This window comes from Streptomyces sp. DH-12 (assembly GCF_002899455.1).
GTDB lineage: Bacteria > Actinomycetota > Actinomycetes > Streptomycetales > Streptomycetaceae > Streptomyces.
Genome location: NZ_PPFB01000001.1, coordinates 1,517,047 through 1,538,286 on the forward strand (window position 1 = coordinate 1,517,047; position 21,240 = coordinate 1,538,286).

The 21,240-nt window shown below is 73.2% G+C and carries 18 protein-coding genes; 5 read left to right on the forward strand and 13 right to left on the reverse strand.

Annotated elements, in window-relative coordinates; all coding sequences use genetic code 11:
* Window positions 1-127 precede the first annotated feature (127 nt).
* The 3 genes from lplAB to C1708_RS05695 all read left to right on the forward strand — a co-directional run bounded on the left by lplAB (window position 128) and on the right by C1708_RS05695 (window position 3,545).
* Entirely contained in the window at window positions 128-1,192 is a 1,065-nt protein-coding gene (gene lplAB / locus C1708_RS05685; RefSeq protein ID WP_106411622.1) for a lipoate-protein ligase LplAB, read from the forward strand.
* A 444-nt stretch (window positions 1,193-1,636) separates the two neighbouring features.
* Window positions 1,637-2,302 (forward strand): hypothetical protein, encoded by a 666-nt coding sequence (locus tag C1708_RS05690; RefSeq protein WP_106411623.1) that lies wholly within the window; start codon window positions 1,637-1,639, stop codon window positions 2,300-2,302.
* 358 nt (window positions 2,303-2,660) lie between these two features.
* Window positions 2,661-3,545, forward strand: coding sequence for a CAP domain-containing protein (locus C1708_RS05695; protein WP_106411624.1), 885 nt, complete (start codon window positions 2,661-2,663; stop codon window positions 3,543-3,545).
* 5 nt (window positions 3,546-3,550) lie between these two features.
* On the opposite strand, the gene C1708_RS05700 is transcribed toward C1708_RS05695, so the two are convergent.
* From C1708_RS05700 to C1708_RS05725, 5 genes are all read right to left on the reverse strand, one after another.
* Entirely contained in the window at window positions 3,551-4,552 is a 1,002-nt protein-coding gene (locus tag C1708_RS05700; protein ID WP_106411625.1) for a TIGR03842 family LLM class F420-dependent oxidoreductase, read from the reverse strand.
* Between the two features lie 11 nt (window positions 4,553-4,563).
* Window positions 4,564-5,967: a dihydropyrimidinase gene (hydA, locus tag C1708_RS05705; RefSeq protein ID WP_106411626.1), complete on the reverse strand. Its 1,404-nt coding sequence runs from the start codon at window positions 5,965-5,967 to the stop codon at window positions 4,564-4,566.
* Between the two features lie 232 nt (window positions 5,968-6,199).
* Window positions 6,200-7,486 (reverse strand): aspartate aminotransferase family protein, encoded by a 1,287-nt coding sequence (locus C1708_RS05710; RefSeq protein ID WP_106411627.1) that lies wholly within the window; start codon window positions 7,484-7,486, stop codon window positions 6,200-6,202.
* Window positions 7,483-8,325, reverse strand: coding sequence for a nitrilase-related carbon-nitrogen hydrolase (locus C1708_RS05715; RefSeq protein ID WP_106411628.1), 843 nt, complete (start codon window positions 8,323-8,325; stop codon window positions 7,483-7,485). Before C1708_RS05715 ends, C1708_RS05710 begins: the two co-directional genes overlap by 4 nt.
* A gap of 594 nt (window positions 8,326-8,919) precedes the next feature.
* A complete protein-coding gene (locus C1708_RS05725) occupies window positions 8,920-9,207 on the reverse strand; it encodes a helix-turn-helix domain-containing protein (RefSeq protein ID WP_106416169.1) in 288 nt (95 codons plus the stop codon).
* Window positions 9,208-9,240: 33 nt separating this feature from the next.
* Here C1708_RS05725 and map point away from each other — a divergent pair, with 33 nt between their 5' ends.
* Together map and C1708_RS05735 are read left to right on the forward strand one after the other, a co-directional pair.
* Window positions 9,241-10,011: a type I methionyl aminopeptidase gene (gene map / locus C1708_RS05730; protein ID WP_106411630.1), complete on the forward strand. Its 771-nt coding sequence runs from the start codon at window positions 9,241-9,243 to the stop codon at window positions 10,009-10,011.
* Window positions 10,012-10,345: 334 nt separating this feature from the next.
* A complete protein-coding gene (locus tag C1708_RS05735; protein ID WP_106416170.1) occupies window positions 10,346-12,874 on the forward strand; it encodes an ATP-dependent Clp protease ATP-binding subunit in 2,529 nt (842 codons plus the stop codon).
* A 127-nt stretch (window positions 12,875-13,001) separates the two neighbouring features.
* Here C1708_RS05735 and ggt read toward each other — a convergent pair whose 3' ends face one another.
* The 8 genes from ggt to C1708_RS05770 form a co-directional block, all read right to left on the reverse strand.
* On the reverse strand, window positions 13,002-14,819 hold the full coding sequence (gene ggt, locus C1708_RS05740) for a gamma-glutamyltransferase (RefSeq protein WP_106411631.1): 1,818 nt from the start codon (window positions 14,817-14,819) through the stop codon (window positions 13,002-13,004).
* A 54-nt stretch (window positions 14,820-14,873) separates the two neighbouring features.
* Window positions 14,874-15,572: an ABC transporter permease gene (locus C1708_RS35785; RefSeq protein WP_502696112.1), complete on the reverse strand. Its 699-nt coding sequence runs from the start codon at window positions 15,570-15,572 to the stop codon at window positions 14,874-14,876.
* Window positions 15,479-16,072, reverse strand: coding sequence for a hypothetical protein (locus C1708_RS34865; RefSeq protein WP_502696129.1), 594 nt, complete (start codon window positions 16,070-16,072; stop codon window positions 15,479-15,481). The genes C1708_RS35785 and C1708_RS34865 overlap by 94 nt, the downstream gene beginning before the upstream one ends.
* Window positions 16,073-16,602: 530 nt before the next feature.
* The gene (locus C1708_RS05750) at window positions 16,603-17,010 is read right to left on the reverse strand and encodes a DUF6278 family protein (protein ID WP_106411633.1); all 408 of its coding nucleotides are present in this window, start codon (window positions 17,008-17,010) and stop codon (window positions 16,603-16,605) included.
* A gap of 74 nt (window positions 17,011-17,084) precedes the next feature.
* Window positions 17,085-17,864, reverse strand: coding sequence for an exodeoxyribonuclease III (locus tag C1708_RS05755; RefSeq protein ID WP_106411634.1), 780 nt, complete (start codon window positions 17,862-17,864; stop codon window positions 17,085-17,087).
* A gap of 72 nt (window positions 17,865-17,936) precedes the next feature.
* On the reverse strand, window positions 17,937-18,572 hold the full coding sequence (locus C1708_RS05760; protein ID WP_106411635.1) for an MBL fold metallo-hydrolase: 636 nt from the start codon (window positions 18,570-18,572) through the stop codon (window positions 17,937-17,939).
* A 139-nt stretch (window positions 18,573-18,711) separates the two neighbouring features.
* Window positions 18,712-20,016: a bifunctional 3-oxoadipate enol-lactonase/4-carboxymuconolactone decarboxylase PcaDC gene (pcaDC, locus tag C1708_RS05765; RefSeq protein WP_106411636.1), complete on the reverse strand. Its 1,305-nt coding sequence runs from the start codon at window positions 20,014-20,016 to the stop codon at window positions 18,712-18,714.
* Between the two features lie 32 nt (window positions 20,017-20,048).
* Window positions 20,049-21,146 carry an IS110 family RNA-guided transposase gene (locus tag C1708_RS05770; protein ID WP_436996387.1) on the reverse strand — a complete coding sequence of 366 codons (1,098 nt, stop codon included), beginning with the start codon at window positions 21,144-21,146 and terminating at the stop codon, window positions 20,049-20,051.
* Window positions 21,147-21,240: the final 94 nt, after the last annotated feature.

A 21,240-nucleotide genomic window follows, 5' to 3' on the forward strand; every position in this document is an offset into this window, starting at 1 on the left:
CCGAAGCCCTGCGCGTCCGTTCACCACAGGCGAGCATTAAGGTGCGATCCGAAGGATGTACACATCCGTCCGCATACCGGAGCGGCAGGCTCAGGACACGTGCAGCGCACGGGAAGGGAACGAAGCCGTGCATGGCGAGTACAAGGTGCCCGGCGGCAAGCTGGTCGTCGTGGATCTGGATGTCGAGGACGGTGTCCTGCGCAACGTACGGGTCGCCGGGGACTTCTTCCTGGAGCCGGACGAAGCGATCCTCGCGATCAACGCGGCCCTTGAGGGGTCGTCCTCGTCGACGGACGCCGCAGGGCTGGCCGCCCGGATCACGGCGGCGCTGCCGGAGTCGACCGTGATGTTCGGGCTGACGGCAGAGGGCGTCGGCATCGCCGTGCGGCGCGCTCTGGCCCACGCGACCGAGTGGAGCGACTACGACTGGCAGCTGGTGCACGGGGAGCCGCAGGCGCCGGCCCTGCACATGGCGCTGGACGAGGTGATCACCGCCGAGGTGGCCGCCGGGCGGCGAGCCCCGACCCTGCGGGTGTGGGAGTGGGCCTCGCCCGCCGTGGTGATCGGCAGCTTCCAGTCCCTGCGGAACGAGGTGGACCCCGAAGGGGCCGCGAAGCACGGGATGACCGTGGTCCGCCGCATTTCCGGCGGTGGGGCCATGTTCGTGGAGCCCATGAGCACGATCACGTACTCCCTGTCCGTGCCGGAGTCCCTGGTCTCGGGCCTCTCCTTCGCGGACAGCTACGCCTACCTCGACGACTGGGTGCTCGGTGCGCTCGGCGACATGGGCATCAAGGCCTGGTACCAGCCCCTGAACGACATCGCCACCGAGGCCGGCAAGATCGCCGGTGCGGCCCAGAAGCGCGTGGTGGGCCCCGAGGGCGGTCCTGGAGCCGTCCTCCACCACGTGACGATGTCCTACGACATCGACGCCGACAAGATGCTCGAGGTGCTGCGCATCGGCAAGGAGAAGATGTCCGACAAGGGCACCAGGAGCGCAAAGAAGCGTGTCGACCCGCTCCGCCGGCAGACGGGCCTCGCGCGGGAGCAGGTCATCGAGAACATGATCGCCTCCTTCCGCAACCGCTACGGGCTGACCACCGGCGAGGTCACGGCGGAGGAGATGGCCCGCGCGGAGGAACTGGTGCGGACGAAGTTCGCGACCGAGGAGTGGACCGCACGCGTGCCGTGAACGCCGTGCCCCGCCGGGTGCCGCCTCGCACACGGCAGGGCACGGTCGCGGGCCCGCGCGACGGCCCCGGCGCGGCGCCGCACCACGTGACGACGTCGTACGACGTCGGCGCGGACAAGATGCTCGAGGCGCCGCGCATCGGCGGGGAGGGGCTGTCCGACGAGGGCACCAGGAGCGCGGAGAAGCGGGTGGGCCCGTCTCGCGCGGCGGACCGGTCCGCCGCGCGGGCGGTCATCGACCGGAATGGGTCGCCCGGGTGTCCTGACGCTCAAATCCCCCTATTCGCAGAGGAAAAGCGGCAAGCGGCCACCGATGCGGAACCGCCCCGTCACCACGCGCCTACGGAGCGAGTTGAGCCCTTCCGCACCCTGACGAAGCGTGTGACACTGGCGTCCCGTCCGCAGTGCGGACCCCTTCCGCACCGTCCCTCACGAGAAGTGCGCCGTGCGTTCCTTTCCTCTGCCGATCGCCCTGACCGCCCGTCTGTCCCCGGTGATCGTCCTCGCCGCGGCCGGATGGGCGCTGTCCTCCGGTCCGTCGGCCGCACCCGAGGCCTCCGAGAAGAAGCCGGCCGAGAAGACCGCCACGCAGTCCCCCACCGCCCCGTCCGAGACGCAGGCGGTGAAGACGTACGCCGCGGCGCCCGCGCCGTGCGACGCGCTGTCCGCCAGGACCGTCAAGTCCCTTGTGCCGGGCGCCAAGACGGCCGGCAAGGAGATACCGTCCACGGACTCCGGCCTGCGCCGTACCTGCTCGTGGAACGCCCTCGAGGAATACGAGTACCGCTGGCTCGACGTGTCCTTCGAGGTGCTGGACACCGACGAGGCCGCGGAGCAGTCGTACGACGGGCGGCTGGAGGAGAAGAGCGGCGGGGGCGCCGTCCCGGGGGTCGGGGACGCGGCGTACTCGGTCGTGAACCTCACCACCGAGGACGGGCAGGAGACGCGTGAGGGCGTCGTGGTGGCGCGGACCGCCAACGCGCTGGTGATCGTCACGTACAACGGCAGCGACTTCGAGTCGAAGAAGGCGCCGGACGCGGGCGAGATCAACAAGGGCGCGATCAAGGCCGCCAAGGAAGCGGTGGCCGCGCTGCAGAAGACGCAGGGCTGATCCGGAACCGATGGTTCCGTGACATCTGTCACAGCGGGCAGGCGATCTGACCGGGTCGCTTAGTAGACGCGGCGGCGGCGACATGGGGGACTTGTCCGGCTTGACGGGAAAGTGCACCGGGCCCGCACGGACGGCGGGCCGGCCGGGACCCGGGGTCCCCCGCTTCGTCGCCGCGCGCCGCTTTCTGACGCGGCGGCAGACGGTCCGGGCGGCCCCGCACGGACCGCCCGGCACGCTCCCCCGCCCGTCGCAAGACCCCCAGGGGACTACGAGGCCGGGTAGTACATGAGCCCTTTGCGCTCCGCGCCGGGCCGTCCCAAGAATGACCAGCCTCCGCACACCAGGGGTGAGGTCACGTATGGGAAAGCATCGCCATCAGCAGCAGTACCGGCGGACGGTCGTCGCCGCGGTCGTCGTCGGCGTCATAGGCATACCCTCGGTCGCCATGGCCTGCACCGACTGGCCGGACGGCGGACAGCGGGAGGACCGCGCCACCTCGGCGCCGTCCGCCGGCGAGGACCGCTGGGACGGGCCCGGCTGGTACAGCCGCTGGAGCGGCAAGCACCACGGCGACCCCACGCCCGTCGCGCCGGGCTCCCCCAGCGCCTCCGCCGGGCCCTCGAAGGACGCCCGCGAGCACCACGGCGGCAAGCACCACGGCGGCAAGCCCTCACGGCAGCCGGAGAAGCAGGCCACCAGGCCGGCCACCTCGGCCCCCTCCACCACCACGGCCGCCCCGGAGTCCACCCCGGCCGCCCCGAAGCCCTCGACGGCGGCTCCCGCGCCCACCACGGCCGCCCCGGAGCCCTCGACGGCGGCCCCCGCCGCCCCCGAGCCCACGACCGCCGCGCCGAAGCCCACCGCCACGGCGTCCGGCGCCGTCGCCCGGGTCGTGGAGCTGGTCAACGCCGAGCGCGCCGAGGCCGGCTGCTCCCCGGTGACGGCCGACGCCGCCCTGAACACGGCCGCGCAGCGGCACAGCGAGGACATGGCGTCGACCGGCGCCATGTCGCACACCGGCTCGGACGGGTCCGACCCCGGTGAGCGCATCACCCGTGCCGGGTACGCCTGGAGCACGTACGGCGAGAACGTCGCCCACGGTTACTCCACGCCCGAGCAGGTGATGCAGGGCTGGATGACCAGCCCCGGCCACAAGGCGAACATCCTCAACTGCTCGTTCGAGGAGATCGGCGTCGGCCTGTCCGGCACCTACTGGACGCAGGACTTCGGCACCGCCCGCTGACCGGTTCAGCCGCCGAGCGCCGGGATGATCTCCGCGCCGTACGCGTCGATCGTCGTCTCCTGCGCGTCGTGCATGTCGTACACCGCGAACTGGCCGACGCCCAGGTCGCGCAGCGCACGGAGCTTCTCGATGTGCGCCTCGGGCGGGCCGAGCAGGCAGAAGCGGTCCACGATCTCGTCGGGGACGAAGTCCGTGGACGGGTTCCCGGCCCGTCCGTGGTGGCTGTAGTCGTAGCCCTGGCGGCCCTTGATGTAGTCGGTGAGCGCCTCGGGGACCATCCCGGAGTGCTCGCCGTAGCGGGCGACCAGGTCGGCGACGTGGTTGCCGACCATCCCGCCGAACCAGCGGCACTGCTCGCGGGCGTGCGCCAGGTCGTCGCCGACGTACGCGGGGGCGGCGACGCAGACGGTGAGCGCGTCGGGGTCGCGGCCGGCCTCGGCGGCGGCGTTCCGCACGGCCTTCACCATCCACTCGGTGAGGAACGGGTCGGCGAGCTGGAGGATGAAGCCGTCGGCCTTCCGCCCGGTGAGGGCGAGCGCCTTGGGGCCGTAGGCGGCCGTCCAGACCGGCAGTTCGCCGTCGCGCACCCACGGCAGCCGCAGCCGCTGTCCGTCGACCTCGGCCTCGCGTCCCTCGGCGAGGTCGCGGATCGCGTCGATCGCCTCGCCGAGCCGGGCGAGGGTGGTGGGCTCGCGTCCGGCGACGCGCATCGCGGAGTCGCCGCGGCCGATGCCGCACACGGTGCGGTTGCCGTACATGTCGTTGAGGGTGGCGAAGGTGGAGGCGGTGACCTCCCAGGTGCGGGTGCCCGGGTTGGTGACCATCGGGCCGACCCTGAGGGTCGTGGTGCGGGCCAGGATCTGGCTGTGGATGACGAAGGGTTCCTGCCACAGCACCGCCGAGTCGAAGGTCCACCCGTGGGTGAACCCGTTGCGCTCGGCGCGCTGCATCAGGCTGATCACCCGCGAGGCCGGCGGGTCGGTCTGCAGGACGAGGCCGAAGTCCATGCGCTCCGCTCCTAGGTGAGGTACTGGCAGGTGGAACGCGGGGTGTAGACGCCGTGCCCGGCGCGTCCGGTGTACTCCCGGTCGGTGATGACGGGGACTCCGCGCGAGAACACGGTCTCGACGCGGCCGGTGACCCGCTTGCCCTCGTACGCCGAGTAGTCGACGTTCATGTGGTGGGTGTCGGCGGAGATGACCTGCTCGGCCGCCGGGTCGTAGATCACGACGTCGGCGTCGGCGCCCGGCGCGACGGTGCCCTTCTTCGGGTACAGGCCGAACATCCGGGCCGGGGCGGCGCAGGCGATCTCGATCCAGCGGCGGCGGGTGAGGCGTCCGTCGAGGACGGCCTGGTGGAGGAGGTCCATGCGGTTCTCGACGCCCGGCAGCCCGTTGGGGATCTTGGAGAAGTCGCCGCGGCCGAGCTCCTTCTGGCCGGTGAAGCAGAAGGGGCAGTGGTCGGTGGAGACCACCTGGAGGTCGTCGGTGCGCAGGCCCCGCCAGAGCGCCGCCTGGTGCTCCCTGGGTCGCAGGGGCGTGCTGCACACGTACTTGGCGCCCTCGAAGTCCGGCTCGGCGAGGTTGTCGGTGGACAGGAACAGGTACTGCGGGCAGGTCTCCCCGAAGACGGGCAGCCCGTCGTCGCGGGCGCGGGCCAGTTCGGCGACGGCCTCGGCGGCGGAGACGTGCACGACGTACAGCGGGGCGCCGGCGACCTGGGCGAGCCGGACGGCGCGGTGGGTGGCCTCGGCCTCCAGGAGGGCCTTGCGCACCTCGCCGTGGTGGCGGGGGCCGGTCTCGCCGCGGGCCAGGGCCTGTGCGACGAGGACGTCGATGGCGATGCCGTTCTCGGCGTGCATCATGATCAGCCCGCCGTTGTCGGCGGAGCGCTGCATGGCGCGCAGGATCTGGCCGTCGTCGGAGTAGAAGACCCCCGGGTAGGCCATGAACTGTTTGAACGAGGTGACGCCCTCCTCCACGAGGAGGTCCATCTCCTTCAGCGTCTCGTCGGTGACATCCGAGACGATCATGTGGAAGGCGTAGTCGATCGCGCAGTTGCCCTCCGCCTTGGCGTGCCAGGCGTCCAGGCCCTCGCGCAGGCCGTGCCCGACGCTCTGCACGGCGAAGTCGACGACGGTGGTGGTGCCGCCCCAGGCGGCGGCCCGGGTGCCCGTCTCGAAGGTGTCGGAGGCGAAGGTGCCGCCGAACGGCAGCTCCATGTGGGTGTGCGCGTCCACGCCGCCCGGGATGACGTACTTCCCGGTGGCGTCGACGGTCCGCTCGGCGGTGAACGCCTCGGCGGCCGGGGTGCCGGAGGCGGCGAGGGCGGCGATGCGGCCGTCCTCCATCAGGACGTCGGCGTGGATCTCGTCGGAGGCGGTGATGACGAGTCCTCCGCGGATGACTGTGCGGGTGCTCATGTCCGGGTCGCTCCTCGAGGTGGTCCGTGCGGGTCTTCCGTGCCTTGTCGTGATCGCGTCTTCCGTGCCTTGTCGCGCGCGTGCGGCGGCAGCCGCGGGTCGGTACGGCCCCGCGCCCCCGGGCCGGCCGCTGTCGCCGGGGCGGGAGGAGGACCTCCGCCGGACCTCCTCGGCCTGCGGAAGGCGGGTCCCGCGGTACGCGCCGGGCAGCCGCCGCCGTGTCGGTGCCGGGCTACTGGATGCTCCTCAGGGCATCCTCGAGGATCGCGGCGCCCTCCTCGGCCTCCGCGACGTTCAGGGACAGCGGCGGGGCGATGCGCAGGGCGCTGGTGTCGTGGCCGCCGCCCTTGCCGATGAGCAGGCCGCCGGCGCGGGCCGCCTCCAGAACGGCGGACACGGCGTCGGGGTCGGCCTCGTCGGTGCCGGGCTTCGTCAGCTCGATGCCGATCATCAGGCCGCGTCCGCGCACCTCCCGAACGGCCGGGACGTGCGCGGCGGCGGCCCGCAGCCGTTCGATGAGCAGGCCGCCGACCCGGCGCGCGTTGCCCTGGAGATCGTGCTCCAGCAGGTAGGTGAGGTTGGCGAGGCCCGCCGCCATGGTGATCTGGGTGCCGCCGAACGTGGAGATGCTGTTGGCGTCCAGGCAGTTCATGATCTCGGCGCGGGCCACGACCCCGCCGATGGACATGCCGTTGCCGATGCCCTTGGCGAAGGTCAGGATGTCGGGCGGTCCGCCGCGGCCGTGCGCCTGCCAGCCCCAGAAGTGCTCGCCGGTGCGACCCCAGCCGGTCTGCACCTCGTCGGAGATCCACAGGATGCCCCGCTCGTGCAGCACCTCGCGGAACGCCGCGTAGAGGCCGTCGGGCGGTGAGGTGAAGCCGCCGACGCCCTGGATCGGCTCGGCGATCAGCGCGGCGGGCGGGCGGGCGTGGCCGAGGAGGTCCTTGAGGTCGTCGACGCACGCGGCGACGAAGTCGTAGTCGTCGAGGTGGGCGAACGGGCCCCGGGTGCGCACCCCGCCGTGCACGTACAGCGTCTGCAGCGGGGACAGGGAGGTCGGGGACCAGCCGCGGTTGCCGGTGACGCCGACCGCGCTGAAGGAGCGGCCGTGGTAGCTGTTGCGCATCGCCAGGATCGTGTTGCTGCGCCGGTGGGTGGTGGCGAGCAGCAGGGCGGTGTCGTTGGCCTCGGTGCCGGAGGTGGTGAAGAAGACCCGGGCGTCGGGGATGCCGCTGAGCTTGGCGATCCGTTCGGCGAGGTCCACCATCGGCCGGTTGAGGTAGAGGGTGGAGGAGTGGATGATCCGCCCGGCCTGTTCGGTCACCGCCTTGGCGACCTCGGGCAGGGCGTGGGCGGTCATGGTGGTGAGGATGCCGCCGAAGAAGTCCAGGTAGCGGTTGCCCCGGGCGTCCCAGACGTGGCGTCCCTCGCCGTGGGTGATCTCGAGGGGCTCGTCGTAGTAGAGGGCGAGCCAGTCGGGCAGCACGGCGCGGTGGCGGCCGAGCAGGTCGTCGGTCACGGGCGCACCAGCCCCTCGTAGGCGTCGGGGCGGCGGTCGCGGTAGAAGGCCCACTGCTGCCGCACCTCGTCGATGAGGCCGAAGTCGAGGTCCCGGACCACCAGTTCCTCCTCGCTGCCGCTGGCGACGTCGCCGACGAACCGCCCGCGCGGGTCGACGAAGTAGCTGGTGCCGTAGAAGTCGTTGTCGCCGTACTCCTCGACGCCCACGCGGTTGATGGCGGCGACGAAGTACTCGTTGGCGACGGCCGCCGCCGGCTGTTCCAGCTGCCACAGGTACGCCGACAGACCGCGGTGCGTGGCCGACGGGTTGTAGACCAACTGGGCGCCGTTGAGGCCGAGTTGCCGCCAGCCCTCGGGGAAGTGGCGGTCGTAGCAGATGTAGACGCCGACCTTGCCGACGGCGGTGTCGAAGACGGGCCAGCCGAGGTTGCCCGGGCGGAAGTAGAACTTCTCCCAGAAGCCCTTGACCTGCGGGATGTGGTGTTTGCGGTACTTGCCGAGGTAGGTGCCGTCGGCGTCGATCACGGCGGCGGTGTTGTAGTAGTGACCGGACTGCTCGACCTCGAAGACGGGGGCGACGACGACCATGCCGGTCTCGCGGGCCAGGTCCCGCATCCGGCGGACGGTCGGGCCGTCCGGGACCTCCTCGGCCCAGCGGTAGTGCTCGGCGTCCTGGACCTGGCAGAAGTAGGGGGCGTTGAACACCTCCTGGAACCCGATGACCTTCGCGCCCCGCCGGGCCGCCTCGCGGGCGTGCTCCTCGTGTTTCGCCAGCATGGACTCGGTGTCGCCGGTCCAGGTCGCCTGGACCAGGGCGGCTGTTACGACGTTGGGCATGAGCTGCTGCTCCTTCGACGCGACGTCAGCGCCTCTACGCCCGGGGAAACGGCCATAGAGGGACGAACGTAAGCCTCCCGGGCGGCCTTGCCAAGACCATCGTCGTACGGCCCGTGGAGTCGATCGTGATTGACACCCCTGTGGGCGAGCGCGGCCGGCCACCGGCCCCCGGTCAGGCGGCCGGGCCCGCGGGGCGTGCGGCGCGCGGGGCGTGCGGCGCGTCCCGGCGCCGCTCCGCCGACACGGCCCGGCGGCCGTCAGCGGCGACGGCGCCAGCCGTCCGGGTCCGGTGCCGCCGCGCGGGCGGCGTCCCGCGGGGTGCGCGTCCGGACACGGGCGCCGAACGGAGCCCGCAGCTCGCGGCGGCGGGAGCCGTCCGCCGGCGCGAGGGCGGCGTGCCCGGCCCCGTCGGCCGGACGACTCCCTGCCGCGAGACCCGCCGCCGGACCTTCCGGCAGTTGTTCCGCAGCCGTGGCCGACTCCCGCCGGCCCTCGGAGTGCTCGATTCCGTGGACAGCACCCGGGTGGGGCACGGTGACGCTCCGGTGAGTCCTCCGGCAGGGCGCCGGCCGGCACCGGCCCGACCCGCCCCGCTCAGGCCGCGATCGACGCGTCCGCGGTGTCCGGCACGTCCGGCGTCTCCGGCGCGCAGCGCCCGATCAGCTCGTCCATCGACAGCCCGAGCGTCCCGGCCAGCGCGGCCACGGTGAAGAACGCGGGGGTCGGCGCCCGCCCCGTCTCGATCTTGCGGAGCGTCTCCGGGGAGATGCCGGCGCTCGCGGCGACGTCCGCCATGCTGCGGGCTCCGCGCGCCTCGCGCAGCAGCCTGCCGAGCCGCTCACCGCGTTCGCGCTCTTCCGGGGTCAAGGGGGTGCGCACCATGACACCCATTCTAATACCGGTATAGTAATTGGCATGGTGGAGCTGAAGACCGACGCATCGATCGATGCCATGTACGAGACCGGCCAGGTCGTCGCGAACGCGCTGACGGCCGTACGGAAGGCCGCTGACGTGGGCGTTTCCCTGCTGGAGCTGGACGAGGTGGCGAGGGAGGCGCTGAGCGCGGCGGGCGCGACGTCGCCGTTCCTGGGGTACCGGCCCTCGTTCGCGCCGACCCCGTTCCCCGCCGTCATCTGCGCGTCGGTCAACGACGCGATCGTGCACGGCATCCCGAACGGGTACCGGCTGCGCGACGGGGACCTCGTGTCCATCGACTGCGGCGCCCACCTGGGCGGCTGGGCGGGCGACTCGGCGATCAGTTTCGTCGTGGGCTCCGCGCGTCCGGCGGACGCCCGGCTGATCGAGACGGCCGAGCGGGCGCTCGCGGCCGGCACGGAGGCGGCGGTGGTCGGCAACCGCATGGGCGACATCGCGCACGCCATCGGCACGGTGTGCCGGGGCGCGGGCTACGGGATCATGGAGGACTTCGGCGGCCACGGCATCGGCCGGCGCATGCACGAGGACCCGCCCGTGCCGAACGAGGGCCGGCCGGGCCGCGGGATGCCGCTGCGGCACGGCATGGTCCTGGCGATCGAGCCGATGCTGATCGCGGGCGGCCGGGACACCTACCGCACCGACCCGGACGGCTGGACCCTCCGCACGACCGACGGCAGCCGCGCGGCCCACGTCGAGCACACGGTCGCCATCACGGAGGCGGGCCCCCGGGTGCTGACGGCGCGGAACTGAGGCGGGCTCCGGCACCGATGCGCGCCGTGCCACGCCCCTCCGGCGGCGAAGGGCTCGCACGGCAAGGGCGCCCGCACCCCTGGGAGACGCCCCGCCACCCCTCGACGGACTGGGACGGAGCCGGACGGCGGCGCTCCCCGGGCCACGGACGCCCCGGTGCGGGCGGCACCCCCTCGCGGCGGCCGCCCGCGCCCGGTGCCGCCCCGCCGGGCGTGCCCGGACACCGCGGATCTGGACATGCCCGCCTCGACCGATCGTGTCATCGTGGGCATGAGCGCGCCCCGCCCGGGTTACCCGGCCCCGGCACGTCGACCCAGCGAAGGAACGGATGACGATGACGAGTGGTTTCGTCGGCCCGGAGGGTGACCCGTTCGCAGAATTCCTCGCCCGCTTCTTCGGCGGGCAGCGCCCCCGTCAGATCGACATCGGCAGGCTTCTCAGCCAGCCCGCCCGGGAACTCGTGCGCGGCGCCGCCCAGTACGCGGCCGAGCACGGCAGCCGTGACCTGGACACCCAGCACCTGCTGCGCGCCGCCCTCTCCGCCGAGCCGACCCGGAGTCTGCTCAGCCGCGCGGGCGCGGACCCGGACTCGCTGGCGTCCCAGATCGACGACCGGTCGGGACCCGTGCAGCACCCTCCCGGCGAGGCCCCGCCGCCGACCTCGCTGTCCCTGACGCCCGCCGTCAAACGGGCGCTGCTGGACGCGCACGAGATGGCCCGGGCGAGCGGCGCCGGTTACATCGGCCCGGAGCACGTGCTCAGCGCCCTCGCCGCCAATCCCGACTCGGCGGCCGGGCACATCCTCAACGCGGCCCGTTTCGCCCCGTCCGGCCCGCCGGAGGCGCCGGAGGCCCAGCAGCCCCGCACCGAGCGCCCCCGGCCCGCGACGGGCACGCCGACGCTGGACAAGTACGGCCGTGATCTCACCGAGCTGGCCCGGGAGGGCCGGATCGACCCGGTGATCGGGCGGGACACGGAGATCGAGCAGACCGTCGAGGTGCTGTCCCGGCGCGGCAAGAACAACCCGGTGCTGATCGGCGACGCGGGGGTCGGCAAGACCGCCGTGGTGGAAGGACTGGCCGAGCGGATCGCCGAGGGGGACGTGCCCGACATCCTGCTCGGCCGCCGCGTGGTCGCCCTGGACCTGACCGGCGTGGTCGCCGGCACCCGGTACCGGGGCGACTTCGAGGAGCGGATGAACAACCTCGTCGACGAGATCCGCGCCCACTCCGACCAGCTGATCGTCTTCATCGACGAGCTGCACACCGTGGTCGGCGCGGGAGGAGGCGGCGAGGGCGGCTCCATGGACGCGGGCAACATCCTCAAGCCGGCCCTGGCGCGCGGCGAGCTGAACATCGTCGGCGCGACGACCCTGGAGGAGTACCGGCGGATCGAGAAGGACGCGGCCCTGGCCCGCCGCTTCCAGCCGATCATGGTGCCGGAGCCGACGCCCTCGGACACGGTCGAGATCCTGCGCGGCCTGCGCGACCGCTACGAGGCGCACCACCAGGTCCGCTACACCGACGAGGCGCTGGTGGCGGCCGTGGAGCTGTCCGACCGCTATCTCAGCGAGCGGCGGCTGCCGGACAAGGCGATCGACCTCATCGACCAGGCGGGCGCCCGGGTGCGGCTGCGGGCGCGCACCAAGGGCACCGACGTCCGCGCGATGGAGCGTGAGGTCGAGCAGCTGACCTGCGACAAGGACCAGGCGGTCGCGGACGAGCAGTACGAACAGGCCATGCGGCTGCGGGACCGCATCACGGAGCTGAAGGAGCGCATCGCGCAGGCCGGCGGCGGCGACGAGGTCGACGAGGGCCAGAGCCTGTGGGTGGACGCCGAGGCGATCGCCGAGGTGGTGGCCCGGCAGACGGGCATCCCGGTCAGCCGGCTCACCGAGGAGGAGAAGGACCGTCTGCTGGGCCTGGAGCAGCACCTGCACCAGCGGGTGGTGGGCCAGGAAGAGGCCGTACGGGTCGTCTCGGACGCCGTGCTGCGCTCCCGCGCGGGCCTGTCCAGCCCGGACCGGCCGATCGGCAGCTTCCTGTTCCTCGGCCCGACGGGCGTCGGAAAGACGGAGCTGGCGCGGGCGCTCGCCGAGGCGCTGTTCGGCAGCGAGGACCGGATGGTGCGGCTCGACATGAGCGAGTACCAGGAGCGGCACACGGTGAGCCGTCTGGTGGGCGCCCCGCCCGGCTACGTGGGTCACGAGGAGGCCGGGCAGCTCACCGAGGTGGTGCGCCGGCACCCGTACTCGCTGCTGCTGCTCGACGAGGTGGAGAAGGCGCACCCGGACGTTTTCAACATCCTGCTGCAGGTGCTGGACGACGGCCGGCTGACCGACTCGCAGGGCCGCACGGTGGACTTCTCCAACAGCGTCATCGTGATGACCAGCAACCTCGGTTCCGAGGCCATCACCCGGCGCGGCGCCACCCTGGGCTTCGCGACGGGCGGCGCGGAGGCCGACGAGGAGGCGCGGCGGGAGCAGATCCTGCGGCCGCTGCGGGAGCACTTCCGGCCCGAGTTCCTCAACCGGATCGACGAGATCGTGGTGTTCCGCCAGCTCACCGCGGGGGAACTGCGGCAGATCACCGACCTGCTGCTGGAGAGCACCCGCCGCCGGCTGAAGGGGCAGGGCATCACCGCCGACTTCACCGACGCGGCCGTGGACTGGCTCGCCGAACGCGGCTACGAACCGGAGTACGGCGCCCGCCCGTTGCGCCGCACCATCCAGCGGGAGGTGGACAACCAGCTGTCCCGGCTGCTGCTGGACGGCCAGGTGAAGGAGGGCGGCCGGGTGACGGTGGACACGCAGGACGGACGCCTGACGTTCCGCACGCGGGAGACGCCGACGCCGGAGCTGTGACAGCTCGCACGGCTCGGCCCGGCGCCCCTCGCGGGGGGGGGTGCCGGGCCGACGGTTGTGACCGGCCATCGCTCCGGGTGGACCTGACCACCGCTCCGGGTGGACGGCTACCGCTCCGGGTGGACGGCTACCGCTCCGGGTGGACGACCATCGCCGAGCCGCCGCCCCTGCGGGTCTTCTCCGCCGCGGCGAGCCAGGCGCCGCCGGGCAGCCGCTGCACGCCGGTGGTCGCGCCGATCTCCGGGTTCTCCCGGAAGGAGTGCCCGATGGCTTCCAGGCGCTGCCTCAGTCCGCTGTCGTACAGGCCCGGTTCGAGTTCGGTCCGGGCGGCGTTGCGCTGGCTGGCGCGCGGCGCGGCGATCGCGTCGACGAGGGGCAGGCCCCGGTCGAGGAAGCCGGTGAGGGTCTGCAGCACGGTGGTGATGATGGTCGCGCCGCCGGGTGAGCCGAGCGCCACCACCGGCCGGTCGTGCCGGTCGAGCACGATCGTCGGCGCCATGGACGAGCGGGGCCGCTTGCCGGGGCCGGGCAGGTTCGGGTCGTGCACGGCAGGGTTCGCCGGGGCGAAGGAGAAGTCCGTCAGCTCGTTGTTGAGCAGGAACCCGCGTCCGGGCACGGTGATGCCGCTGCCGCCGGTCTGCTCGATGGTGAGCGTGTAGGAGACGACGTTGCCCCACCGGTCGGCGGTGGTCAGATGCGTGGTGCTCTCACCCTCGTACGTCGTCGGCGCGGCCGTGCCGCCCTTCGCGCACGGCTTCGGGTCGCGGGGGTCGCCGGGGGCGAGCGGGCTGGTGAGGACGGCGTCGTCCTCGATCAGGCAGGCGCGGGAGTCCGCGAACCGCTGCGACAGCAGTTCCTCGGTCGGCACGTCCTCGAAGGCGGGGTCGCCGACCCAGCGGCCCCGGTCGGCGAACGCGATCCGGCTCGCCTCGATGAAGCGGTGCAGGTAGCGCGTGTCGCTCGCCCTCGACAGGTCGGTGCGCTCCAGGATGTTGAGGGCCTCGCCGACCGTCGTGCCGCCGGAGGACGACGGCGCCATGGAGTAGACGTCGAGGCCGCGGTAGGAGGTCTTCGCCGGCGGCTGGGACTTCGTGCGGTAGGCGGCGAGGTCGCGCAGGGACAGGTCGCCGGGGCGGGCGTTCCAACCGGACGCCGGGTCCACGGGCGGCTTGCCGACCGTGTTCACGATGTCGCGGGCGATGCCGCCCCGGTAGAGGGCGTCGGCGCCCTCGCGGCTCAGCTCGCGGTAGGTGCGGGCCAGGTCGGGGTTCTTGAAGGTGGAGCCGACGGCGGGGAGTTCGCCGCCCGGCAGGAACAGCTCGGCGGTGTCGGGGAAGTACCGGAAGCGGGCCTCGTTGGCGGCGGTCTGCGCGCGGAACGTCTCGTCGACGGTGAAGCCGTCACGGGCGAGGCGTTCGGCGGGCCTGAGGACCGTGGCGAGGCTTCTCCTGCCCCACGTGTCGAGGGCGCGCTGCCAGGTGGCGGGGGTGCCGGGGGTGCCGACGGCGAGTCCGCTGCTGACCGCCTCGGCGAACGGGATCGGTGCGCCGTTCTCCAGGAAGAGGCCGGAGTCGGCGGTGAGCGGGGCGGTCTCGCGGCCGTCCAGGGTGTGCACGGTGCGCGACCGGGCGTCGTAGTAGACGAAGTAACCGCCACCGCCGATGCCGGCCGAGTAGGGCTCGGTGACGCCGAGCGCGGCGGCGGTGGCCACCGCGGCGTCGACGGCGTTGCCGCCCTTCCGCAGGACCTCGATGCCGACGGCGGTGGCGTCGGCGTCGACGCTGGAGACGGCGCCGCCGTGTCCGACGGCCACCGGCGTCTTGGGGGCCGGGCGGGTGTGGGGGGCTCGTTCGCCGTGGGGAGCGGGCGGCGCGGCCGCTCCCACCGAGACGACGGCGGTGGTGACCGCGAGGACAGCGAACTTCCGTGCGACAGGGCGACGCATCCGCACCTCCAGTAAAGGGCCGTGCGGGCAGCTTAGTTCGCTGCCATGCCCGCGTCAGGGAGGCCGTACGGGCGTGCCGCCGCGCGCGGCCGGGGGCGTACGGGAGCGGCCGGCGCCCGGGTGCACGGCCTCCGCGCCTCCGGTCCCGGTACATCCGCCGCCCCCGGCGGTGCCGGCGTGACCGCCTGCGGACGGCGACGTCCGGCACGACGAAAGGGCAGCCGCGCTTCCACCGGGACTCCGAGGCGGCCACGGCCCGGCCCTCGGTCCCTCATGTCCTGCTTCCTGCTCCGCGCGGCACGGCGCCCGCGTGCCTGTGCGGCGGGCGGGAGCGGAGGCCGGACCTCCTCGCTCCGGGCGGCCGAAGCGGTGGGCGGCCCAGGCCAGGGCCGCGGCGCCCACCGTCAGAAGGGCCGCGGCCTCCAGCAGGAGGGAGGGCTGCCGGCCGAACCACTCGATGCCCGCCGCCGCGTGCTCGGGCACCCGGAGGGCGATGCCCCGCCGGAGCAGGTCCACGCCGTGGGCGAGCGGGTTGACGGAGGCCAGGGCCTGCGCCCGGCCGGGCAGCGCGTGCAGCGGGAAGAAGGCGCCGGAGAGGAACAGCAGCGGCATCATCACCAGGCCGAGCAGCATGCCGAACACCTCGGGGCGGGCCAGGGTCACGGCGAGGGCCAGGGACAGGGCCGTGATGGTGAAGGAGGCCGACACCATGCAGGCGAGGAGCAGCGCCTGGAGGACCGGGTCGTAGGGCAGGCCGGCCGTTCCGGCGAGGGCCGGCAGGACGGCCCCCTGGACGGCGGCGACCGCGTCGTCGACGGCACGGGCGGCGTCGTACAGCGCCCACAGGCCGTCCCCCGCCCGCCGAAGTGCAGGCCGGGGCGGGTGGAGCGGGTGTCGGTGCGGGCCGCCGTCCAGTGGCCCGCCGTGGAGATCAGCTCCGGCAGACGCTCGTCGCCGGTGAGCTCGAAGTACCGGGTCAGAACCGCCAGGACGCCGGCCGCGCCCTGCTGCACGGTGCAGGGGCCGGTCTCTCCCGCCGGGGTGGACACGGGCCACAGGCGCCGCTCGCCCTGCGGGGTCATGGAGTCGACGAGGTGGTCCACGATGCCCGCCGCCACGGCCTGCGTCGCGTCGTGCCCGCCGTCCTCACGCGCCGGGGCGGTGACGGGGCGCACGGCGGAGGTCCGCCGCGTCCGGCGCAGGGCGGCGCGCGCCCGGGCCGGGTCCCAGTGCTCGGCGGGGTCGTCCCTCATCAGCCACTCAGAAGGGGGGACGCACGTCCGCCGAGCGAAGCGCCTTGCCCGGAGGCGGCCGAGGCGGACGCCTCCGGGGCGGGGCAGGACCGGGAGGGCACGCCGTCGCGAGCGGGAGGGCGCACCTCGAGGCGGGCGCGCGAGGGCGCCCCCGCAGGGGGCGTGGGCGGCACCACCCGTCCGGCGCGCAGCTGACCTTCTCCTCGCCTGCGGGCGACCGTGGTTCGGTCGCTGCCGCCGGGAGCAGTGATCTCCGGCTGCCGCCGGACGGGACCGGCCTGTGTGATCCGCCGCCCCGGCTGGGCGGGCGGTCCCCTCCCGGCGGCGACGTCCCCGCTTACGCCGCGAAGTCTCCTCCCCCACCGGGACGGAGGGAACATCGTAGTCGAGGTCCGGGTGGACAGGTTTCCGTACGTCATGGCAACCGCCGCAACATAACCGGGCAAGATCGCCAGAACGCCGCGACACGCACTTTCCGGACATAAGCCGTATTTACATCGGGTGACGGGGCGCGCGAGGGGGCGCGCACGTCAGCCTTCCGCCACCTCGGCGTAGAGCTGCGACAGTTGGGGCGCGCCGTCGGCCGCCCAGCGGTGTCCCGCGTCGACGACGTCGAACTCCCGTCCGCCGACGAGCCGTACGACCGGCTGTCCGTCGGGACGGAGGTCCCAGGCGGCGCCCGCCACGGTGCGCACGATCACGGTGCCCAGGTACAACCCCGCGTCGTTTCCCAGCCAGTCGGAGGCGTCCTCGTCGTCCCGCCATCTCGGGACCAGCTGGTCGAGGGCCTCCAGCGAGGCCGGACCGTCGTCCAGCCGGACCCCCTCCCGGTCCGCCTGGGAACGCAACAGGGCGCACTCGGCGAGGAGTTCGGCGAGCCCCTCCGGGCCGGGGAGCTCGTCCTTCCGGCGCCGCTTGCCCAGGAACGGGATCTTCATACTGCCAGCCTGTCATTCGAACCACCCCCCGCACCACAGGCGCGCGGGGTCCGCCGGCGGCAGGCCGGCCCTCGTCACACGTCCAGGTCGACCACGACCGGGGCGTGGTCCGAGGCGCCCTTGCCCTTGCGCTCCTCACGGTCGACGTAGGAGTCCGTGACCGCCTTGGCGAACGGCTCGTTGCCGTACACCAGGTCGATGCGCATGCCCCGGTTCTTGGGGAAGGCGAGCTGGCGGTAGTCCCAGTACGTGTACGGGTGGTCGTACTTGAGGGGGCGCGGGACCACGTCGGTCAGGCCGGTCTCGCGCAGGGAGGCGAGGGCGGCACGCTCGGCGGGGGTGACGTGGGTGGAGCCCTCGAAGGCGGCCCGGTCGTAGACGTCGTCGTCGGTCGGCGCGATGTTGTAGTCGCCGAGGACCGCGAACGGGCGGTCGCCCGCCGCGTCGCCCGCCACCGCCGCCTTCAGCGCCTCCAGCCACCGCAGCTTGTACGCGTAGTGGGGGTGCTCCACCTCCCGGCCGTTCGGCACGTAGACCGACCAGACGCGCACCGGGCCGCAGGTCGCGGAGACGGCGCGCGGCTCGGCGGAGCCGTCGTACCCCGGGTCGCCCGGGAGGCCCTTGACGACGTCCTCCAGGCCGACGCGGGAGAGCACCGCCACGCCGTTCCACCGGCCGGTGGCGTGGACCGCCGACTCGTAGCCCAGCTCGCGCAGCTGCTCCACGGGGAACTTGTCCTCGGCGACCTTGGCCTCCTGGAGGCACAGCACGTCCGTGCCGCTGCTCTCCAGCCAGGCCAGGAGCCTCGGCAGGCGGGCGGTGATCGAGTTCACGTTCCAGGTCGCGATGCGCATGCCTCACAACCTACCCGCCGCGTCCGACAACGCGCGGCGGGCGGTCGCCGCCTGTGGACGACCGCCCCGCGGTCAGAGCCGGACCGCGTCCCCAGGGGCCAGTCGCAGGTGTTCGGAGCCGCCGAGGGCGCCGATCTGGCGGTCGTAGATCGGGCGGGCGAGGTCGGTGAGCAGGGCGTCGTGGATGTCGTAGGCGCGCTGCGGACGTACCTCGCGGACGTAGTCGATCACCTCGGCGATCTTGTTCCAGGGCGCCATCACGGGCAGCATCAGCGTCTCGACCGGGTGGTCGGGGACGGTGAGCGCGTCGCCCGGGTGGAACAGCCTGCCGCCGTCGACGAGGTAGCCGACGTTGGTGATGCGCGGGATGTCAGGGTGGATCACCGCGTGCAGCTCGCCGTGCACCTGGACGTCGAAGCCGGCGGCGGTGAAGGCGTCGCCGTGGCCGACGGTGTGCACGCGGCCCGGAAACGCGGCGGAGATCTGGTCCGCGACCGCCTTCAGCGTCCAGATCCCGGCCGCCGGGTTGGCCTCCAGGGCGGTCCGCAGCCGGCCCTCGTCGAAGTGGTCCGGGTGCTCGTGGGTGACCAGCACCGCGTCCGCGCCGACGGCGGCGTCCTCCTCGCTGAACCCTCCGGGATCGATGACGAGGACCCGTCCGTCCTTCTCCAGCCGGACGCAGGAGTGCGACATCTTGATGAGCTTCATGGCTCCATCCTGCATCCGCGGCGCGGGGTGGCGTGCCGGGTGCAGGGGCCCGCGGCCGGGCACCGAGGACCGGAGGCCTGCGACCGGACGCCGCGGGGGACCTGCGACCGGGGTCAGGGAGCCGGGGTGCGGCCAGGGATCACTCCGGCGGGGTGGTCTCCTCGCGGATGACCTGCCGCGCCACGCGGAAGGCGCCGCTGGCGGCGGGGACGCCGCAGTAGACGGCCGCCTGGAGCAGCACCTCCTTGATCTCGTCCGGGGTGAGCCCGTTGCGCAGGGCGGCACGGGTGTGCACGGCGAGTTCGTCGAGGTGACCGCCCGCGACGAGGGCGGTGAGGGTGACGCAGCTGCGGGTGCGGCGGTCGAGGCCGGGGCGGTTCCAGACCTCGCCCCAGGCGTACCGGGTGACGAGCTTCTGGAAGTCCTCCGAGAAGGCGTCGGTCTGCTCCAGGATCCGGTCGACGTGCGCGTCGCCCAGCACCTCCCGGCGCACCTTGATGCCGGTGTCGTACGGGTCCGGGACGCCCTGCGCCTGCGGGGGCACGGCGGCCGGGGCGATCTCGGCGACGGGGGCGGGCTGCGGTGGGACGGCGGCCGGCGTCTGGGGCGGCCGGGGCGCGGCGGCGGGCAGCACGGTCTGGCCGGTGGCGGTCTCGGGGAGCGGCTGCCAGGCGGTGGAGAAGTGCCGGACCAGCAGGTCGGTGACGGCGGCCGGCTGTTCCACCGGCACCAGGTGGGAGGCGCCGGGCACGACGGCGAGCCGGGCGTCCGGGATGCCCGCGACGAGGGTGCGGGCCTCGGCGGGCCCGGTGACCTGGTCCTCCGAGCCCACGAGCACGAGGGTCGGGACGCCGACGCTGCCGAGTCCCGCCCGGACGTCGAAGGAGGCGAGCGCCTCGCAGGCGGCGATGTAGCAGCCGGGGTCGGTGGTGCGCACCATCTGCACGGACCACTCGGTGATCGCGGGCTGAGCGGCGGCGAACCCGCCGGTGAACCAGCGTTCGGGCGCCGAGCGGGCGATGGGGTCGAGGCCGTTGGTCCGCACGATCACGCCGCGCTGGCGGAACTCGTCGGCGGTGCCGAAGCGGGGCGAGGCGGCGATCAGCGCGAGCGACGCGAGGCGTTCCGGATGACGCAGGGCCAACTCGATCCCCACGGCGCCGCCGAGGGCGCAGCCGGCGTAGCCGAAGCGGTGCACGCCGAGGCCTTCGAGGGTGGCGAGCAGCCGGGTGGCGAGGTCGGTGACGGAGGCCGCGGGGTGGGCGGGGGCGCCGCCGTGCCCCGGCAGGTCGAACCGGAACACCCGCCACTGCCTCGTCAGTTCGGGGACCTGCCGGTCCCACATGTGCCATGTGGTACCCAGTGAGGGACCCAGGATCAGGACCGGAGCGTCTTCTGGCCCGTCAAAGCGGTATTGCAGGGTGTTCGGTGGTGTCTCACTCACGCCCCAGACCCTCTCACGTCTCACGGACGCCCCTATAACGCAGGGGTGCGGGAAACCGGTCTGACCAGGTTGAAGACCTCGCGGGCGGCATACCGCTTGAGACATCGGACGATCTCACGGCGGGTCTTGCCCTCCTGAGTGCGGCGTTCGTAGTACGCCTGGGTGCGCGGGTCGTGACGCAGCCGGGTGAAGACGATGCGGTGCAGGGCCGCGTTGGCCTGCCGGTCGCCGCCGTGGTTGAGCCGGCGCGTGCGCCGTCGGCCGGAGGAGTACTCGATGGGGCTGACTCCGCAAAGGGCGGCAAAGGACGCCTCAGTGTTCAGCCGCTCGGGATTGTCTCCCATGGTGATCAGGAGAGTGACGGCGCTGTCCGGACCGATGCCCACCGGTGTCAGTAGCTGTGGGGCGTTACGTTCGACGAGCCGGGTCAGGCGTTGGTTCAGCTCATTGATCTGAGCCGTGAGCTGTTCGATGCGCTCGGCGAGCATGCGTAACGTCATATGGGTGGCCTGGGTCACCGCGTCCTCGTCTCCCCCACCGTCGGGTGGGCCGAGGCGCGCGCAGGTGCGGAACAGCTCGGCGTTGCCGAGGCCCGACAGCCGTTCTCGCAGAGCGGGGTCGGCGATGACCAGGACGGCTTTGAGCTGGTTGATCGCCTGGGTGCGGGCCTTGACCGCGGAGTCCTTGGCGAGTTTGTAGATCCGGGCACTGTGCACGGGTCCGTCGCCGGCTTTGGCCTGGGCCCGGGCGCGACCGCTGAGCACGGCCCGTGCGGCGGCCTGCGCATCGAGCGGGTCCGACTTGCCGAGCAGCCGGCGGGCCGACCGGTCGGGCCGGTTCACCTCGAACACCTCGACCTGCTGAGCCAGCAGGTAACGGGACAGGCCCGCTCCGAAGGTGCCGGTGCCCTCCACCCCGGCCCGGCGCACCGTCCCCCGCTTGCGAGCCCAGACAAGCAGTTGTCGGTAGCCGGCCGCCGTTGCCGGAAAGGACTCGGTTCCCAGGACCTTCCCGAGCGGGGAGATCACGGCGGCGACATGCACCTCGCCGTGCGTGTCCACGCCCAGCACGACCTCGCCCCGACTGGGCGGATCCGTACTGGAGGAGGTGCTGCGCTCTCTGGTCGTCATGGTGGTTCGCCTCCCGGGTGGTGACGTGCTGGGTGAATGGCACCGGCCCGCTCGGGCGGTCTGAACCGTGATGGCGCCTGAAACTCGGCAAGGC

Excerpts from the sequence above, each read along its gene's own strand:
- C1708_RS05695 (WP_106411624.1), top strand. The coding sequence starts at position 2,661 with ATGGGAAAGCATCGCCATCAGCAGCAGTACCGGCGGACGGTCGTCGCC.
- C1708_RS05700 (WP_106411625.1), bottom strand. The coding sequence starts at position 4,552 with ATGGACTTCGGCCTCGTCCTGCAGACCGACCCGCCGGCCTCGCGGGTG.
- hydA (WP_106411626.1), bottom strand. The coding sequence starts at position 5,967 with ATGAGCACCCGCACAGTCATCCGCGGAGGACTCGTCATCACCGCCTCC.
- C1708_RS05715 (WP_106411628.1), bottom strand. The coding sequence starts at position 8,325 with ATGCCCAACGTCGTAACAGCCGCCCTGGTCCAGGCGACCTGGACCGGC.
- C1708_RS05725 (WP_106416169.1), bottom strand. The coding sequence starts at position 9,207 with ATGGTGCGCACCCCCTTGACCCCGGAAGAGCGCGAACGCGGTGAGCGG.
- map (WP_106411630.1), top strand. The coding sequence starts at position 9,241 with ATGGTGGAGCTGAAGACCGACGCATCGATCGATGCCATGTACGAGACC.
- C1708_RS05735 (WP_106416170.1), top strand. The coding sequence starts at position 10,346 with ATGACGAGTGGTTTCGTCGGCCCGGAGGGTGACCCGTTCGCAGAATTC.
- ggt (WP_106411631.1), bottom strand. The coding sequence starts at position 14,819 with ATGCGTCGCCCTGTCGCACGGAAGTTCGCTGTCCTCGCGGTCACCACC.
- C1708_RS34865 (WP_502696129.1), bottom strand. The coding sequence starts at position 16,072 with ATGAGGGACGACCCCGCCGAGCACTGGGACCCGGCCCGGGCGCGCGCC.
- C1708_RS05750 (WP_106411633.1), bottom strand. The coding sequence starts at position 17,010 with ATGAAGATCCCGTTCCTGGGCAAGCGGCGCCGGAAGGACGAGCTCCCC.
- C1708_RS05755 (WP_106411634.1), bottom strand. The coding sequence starts at position 17,864 with ATGCGCATCGCGACCTGGAACGTGAACTCGATCACCGCCCGCCTGCCG.
- C1708_RS05760 (WP_106411635.1), bottom strand. The coding sequence starts at position 18,572 with ATGAAGCTCATCAAGATGTCGCACTCCTGCGTCCGGCTGGAGAAGGAC.
- C1708_RS05770 (WP_436996387.1), bottom strand. The coding sequence starts at position 21,146 with ATGACGACCAGAGAGCGCAGCACCTCCTCCAGTACGGATCCGCCCAGT.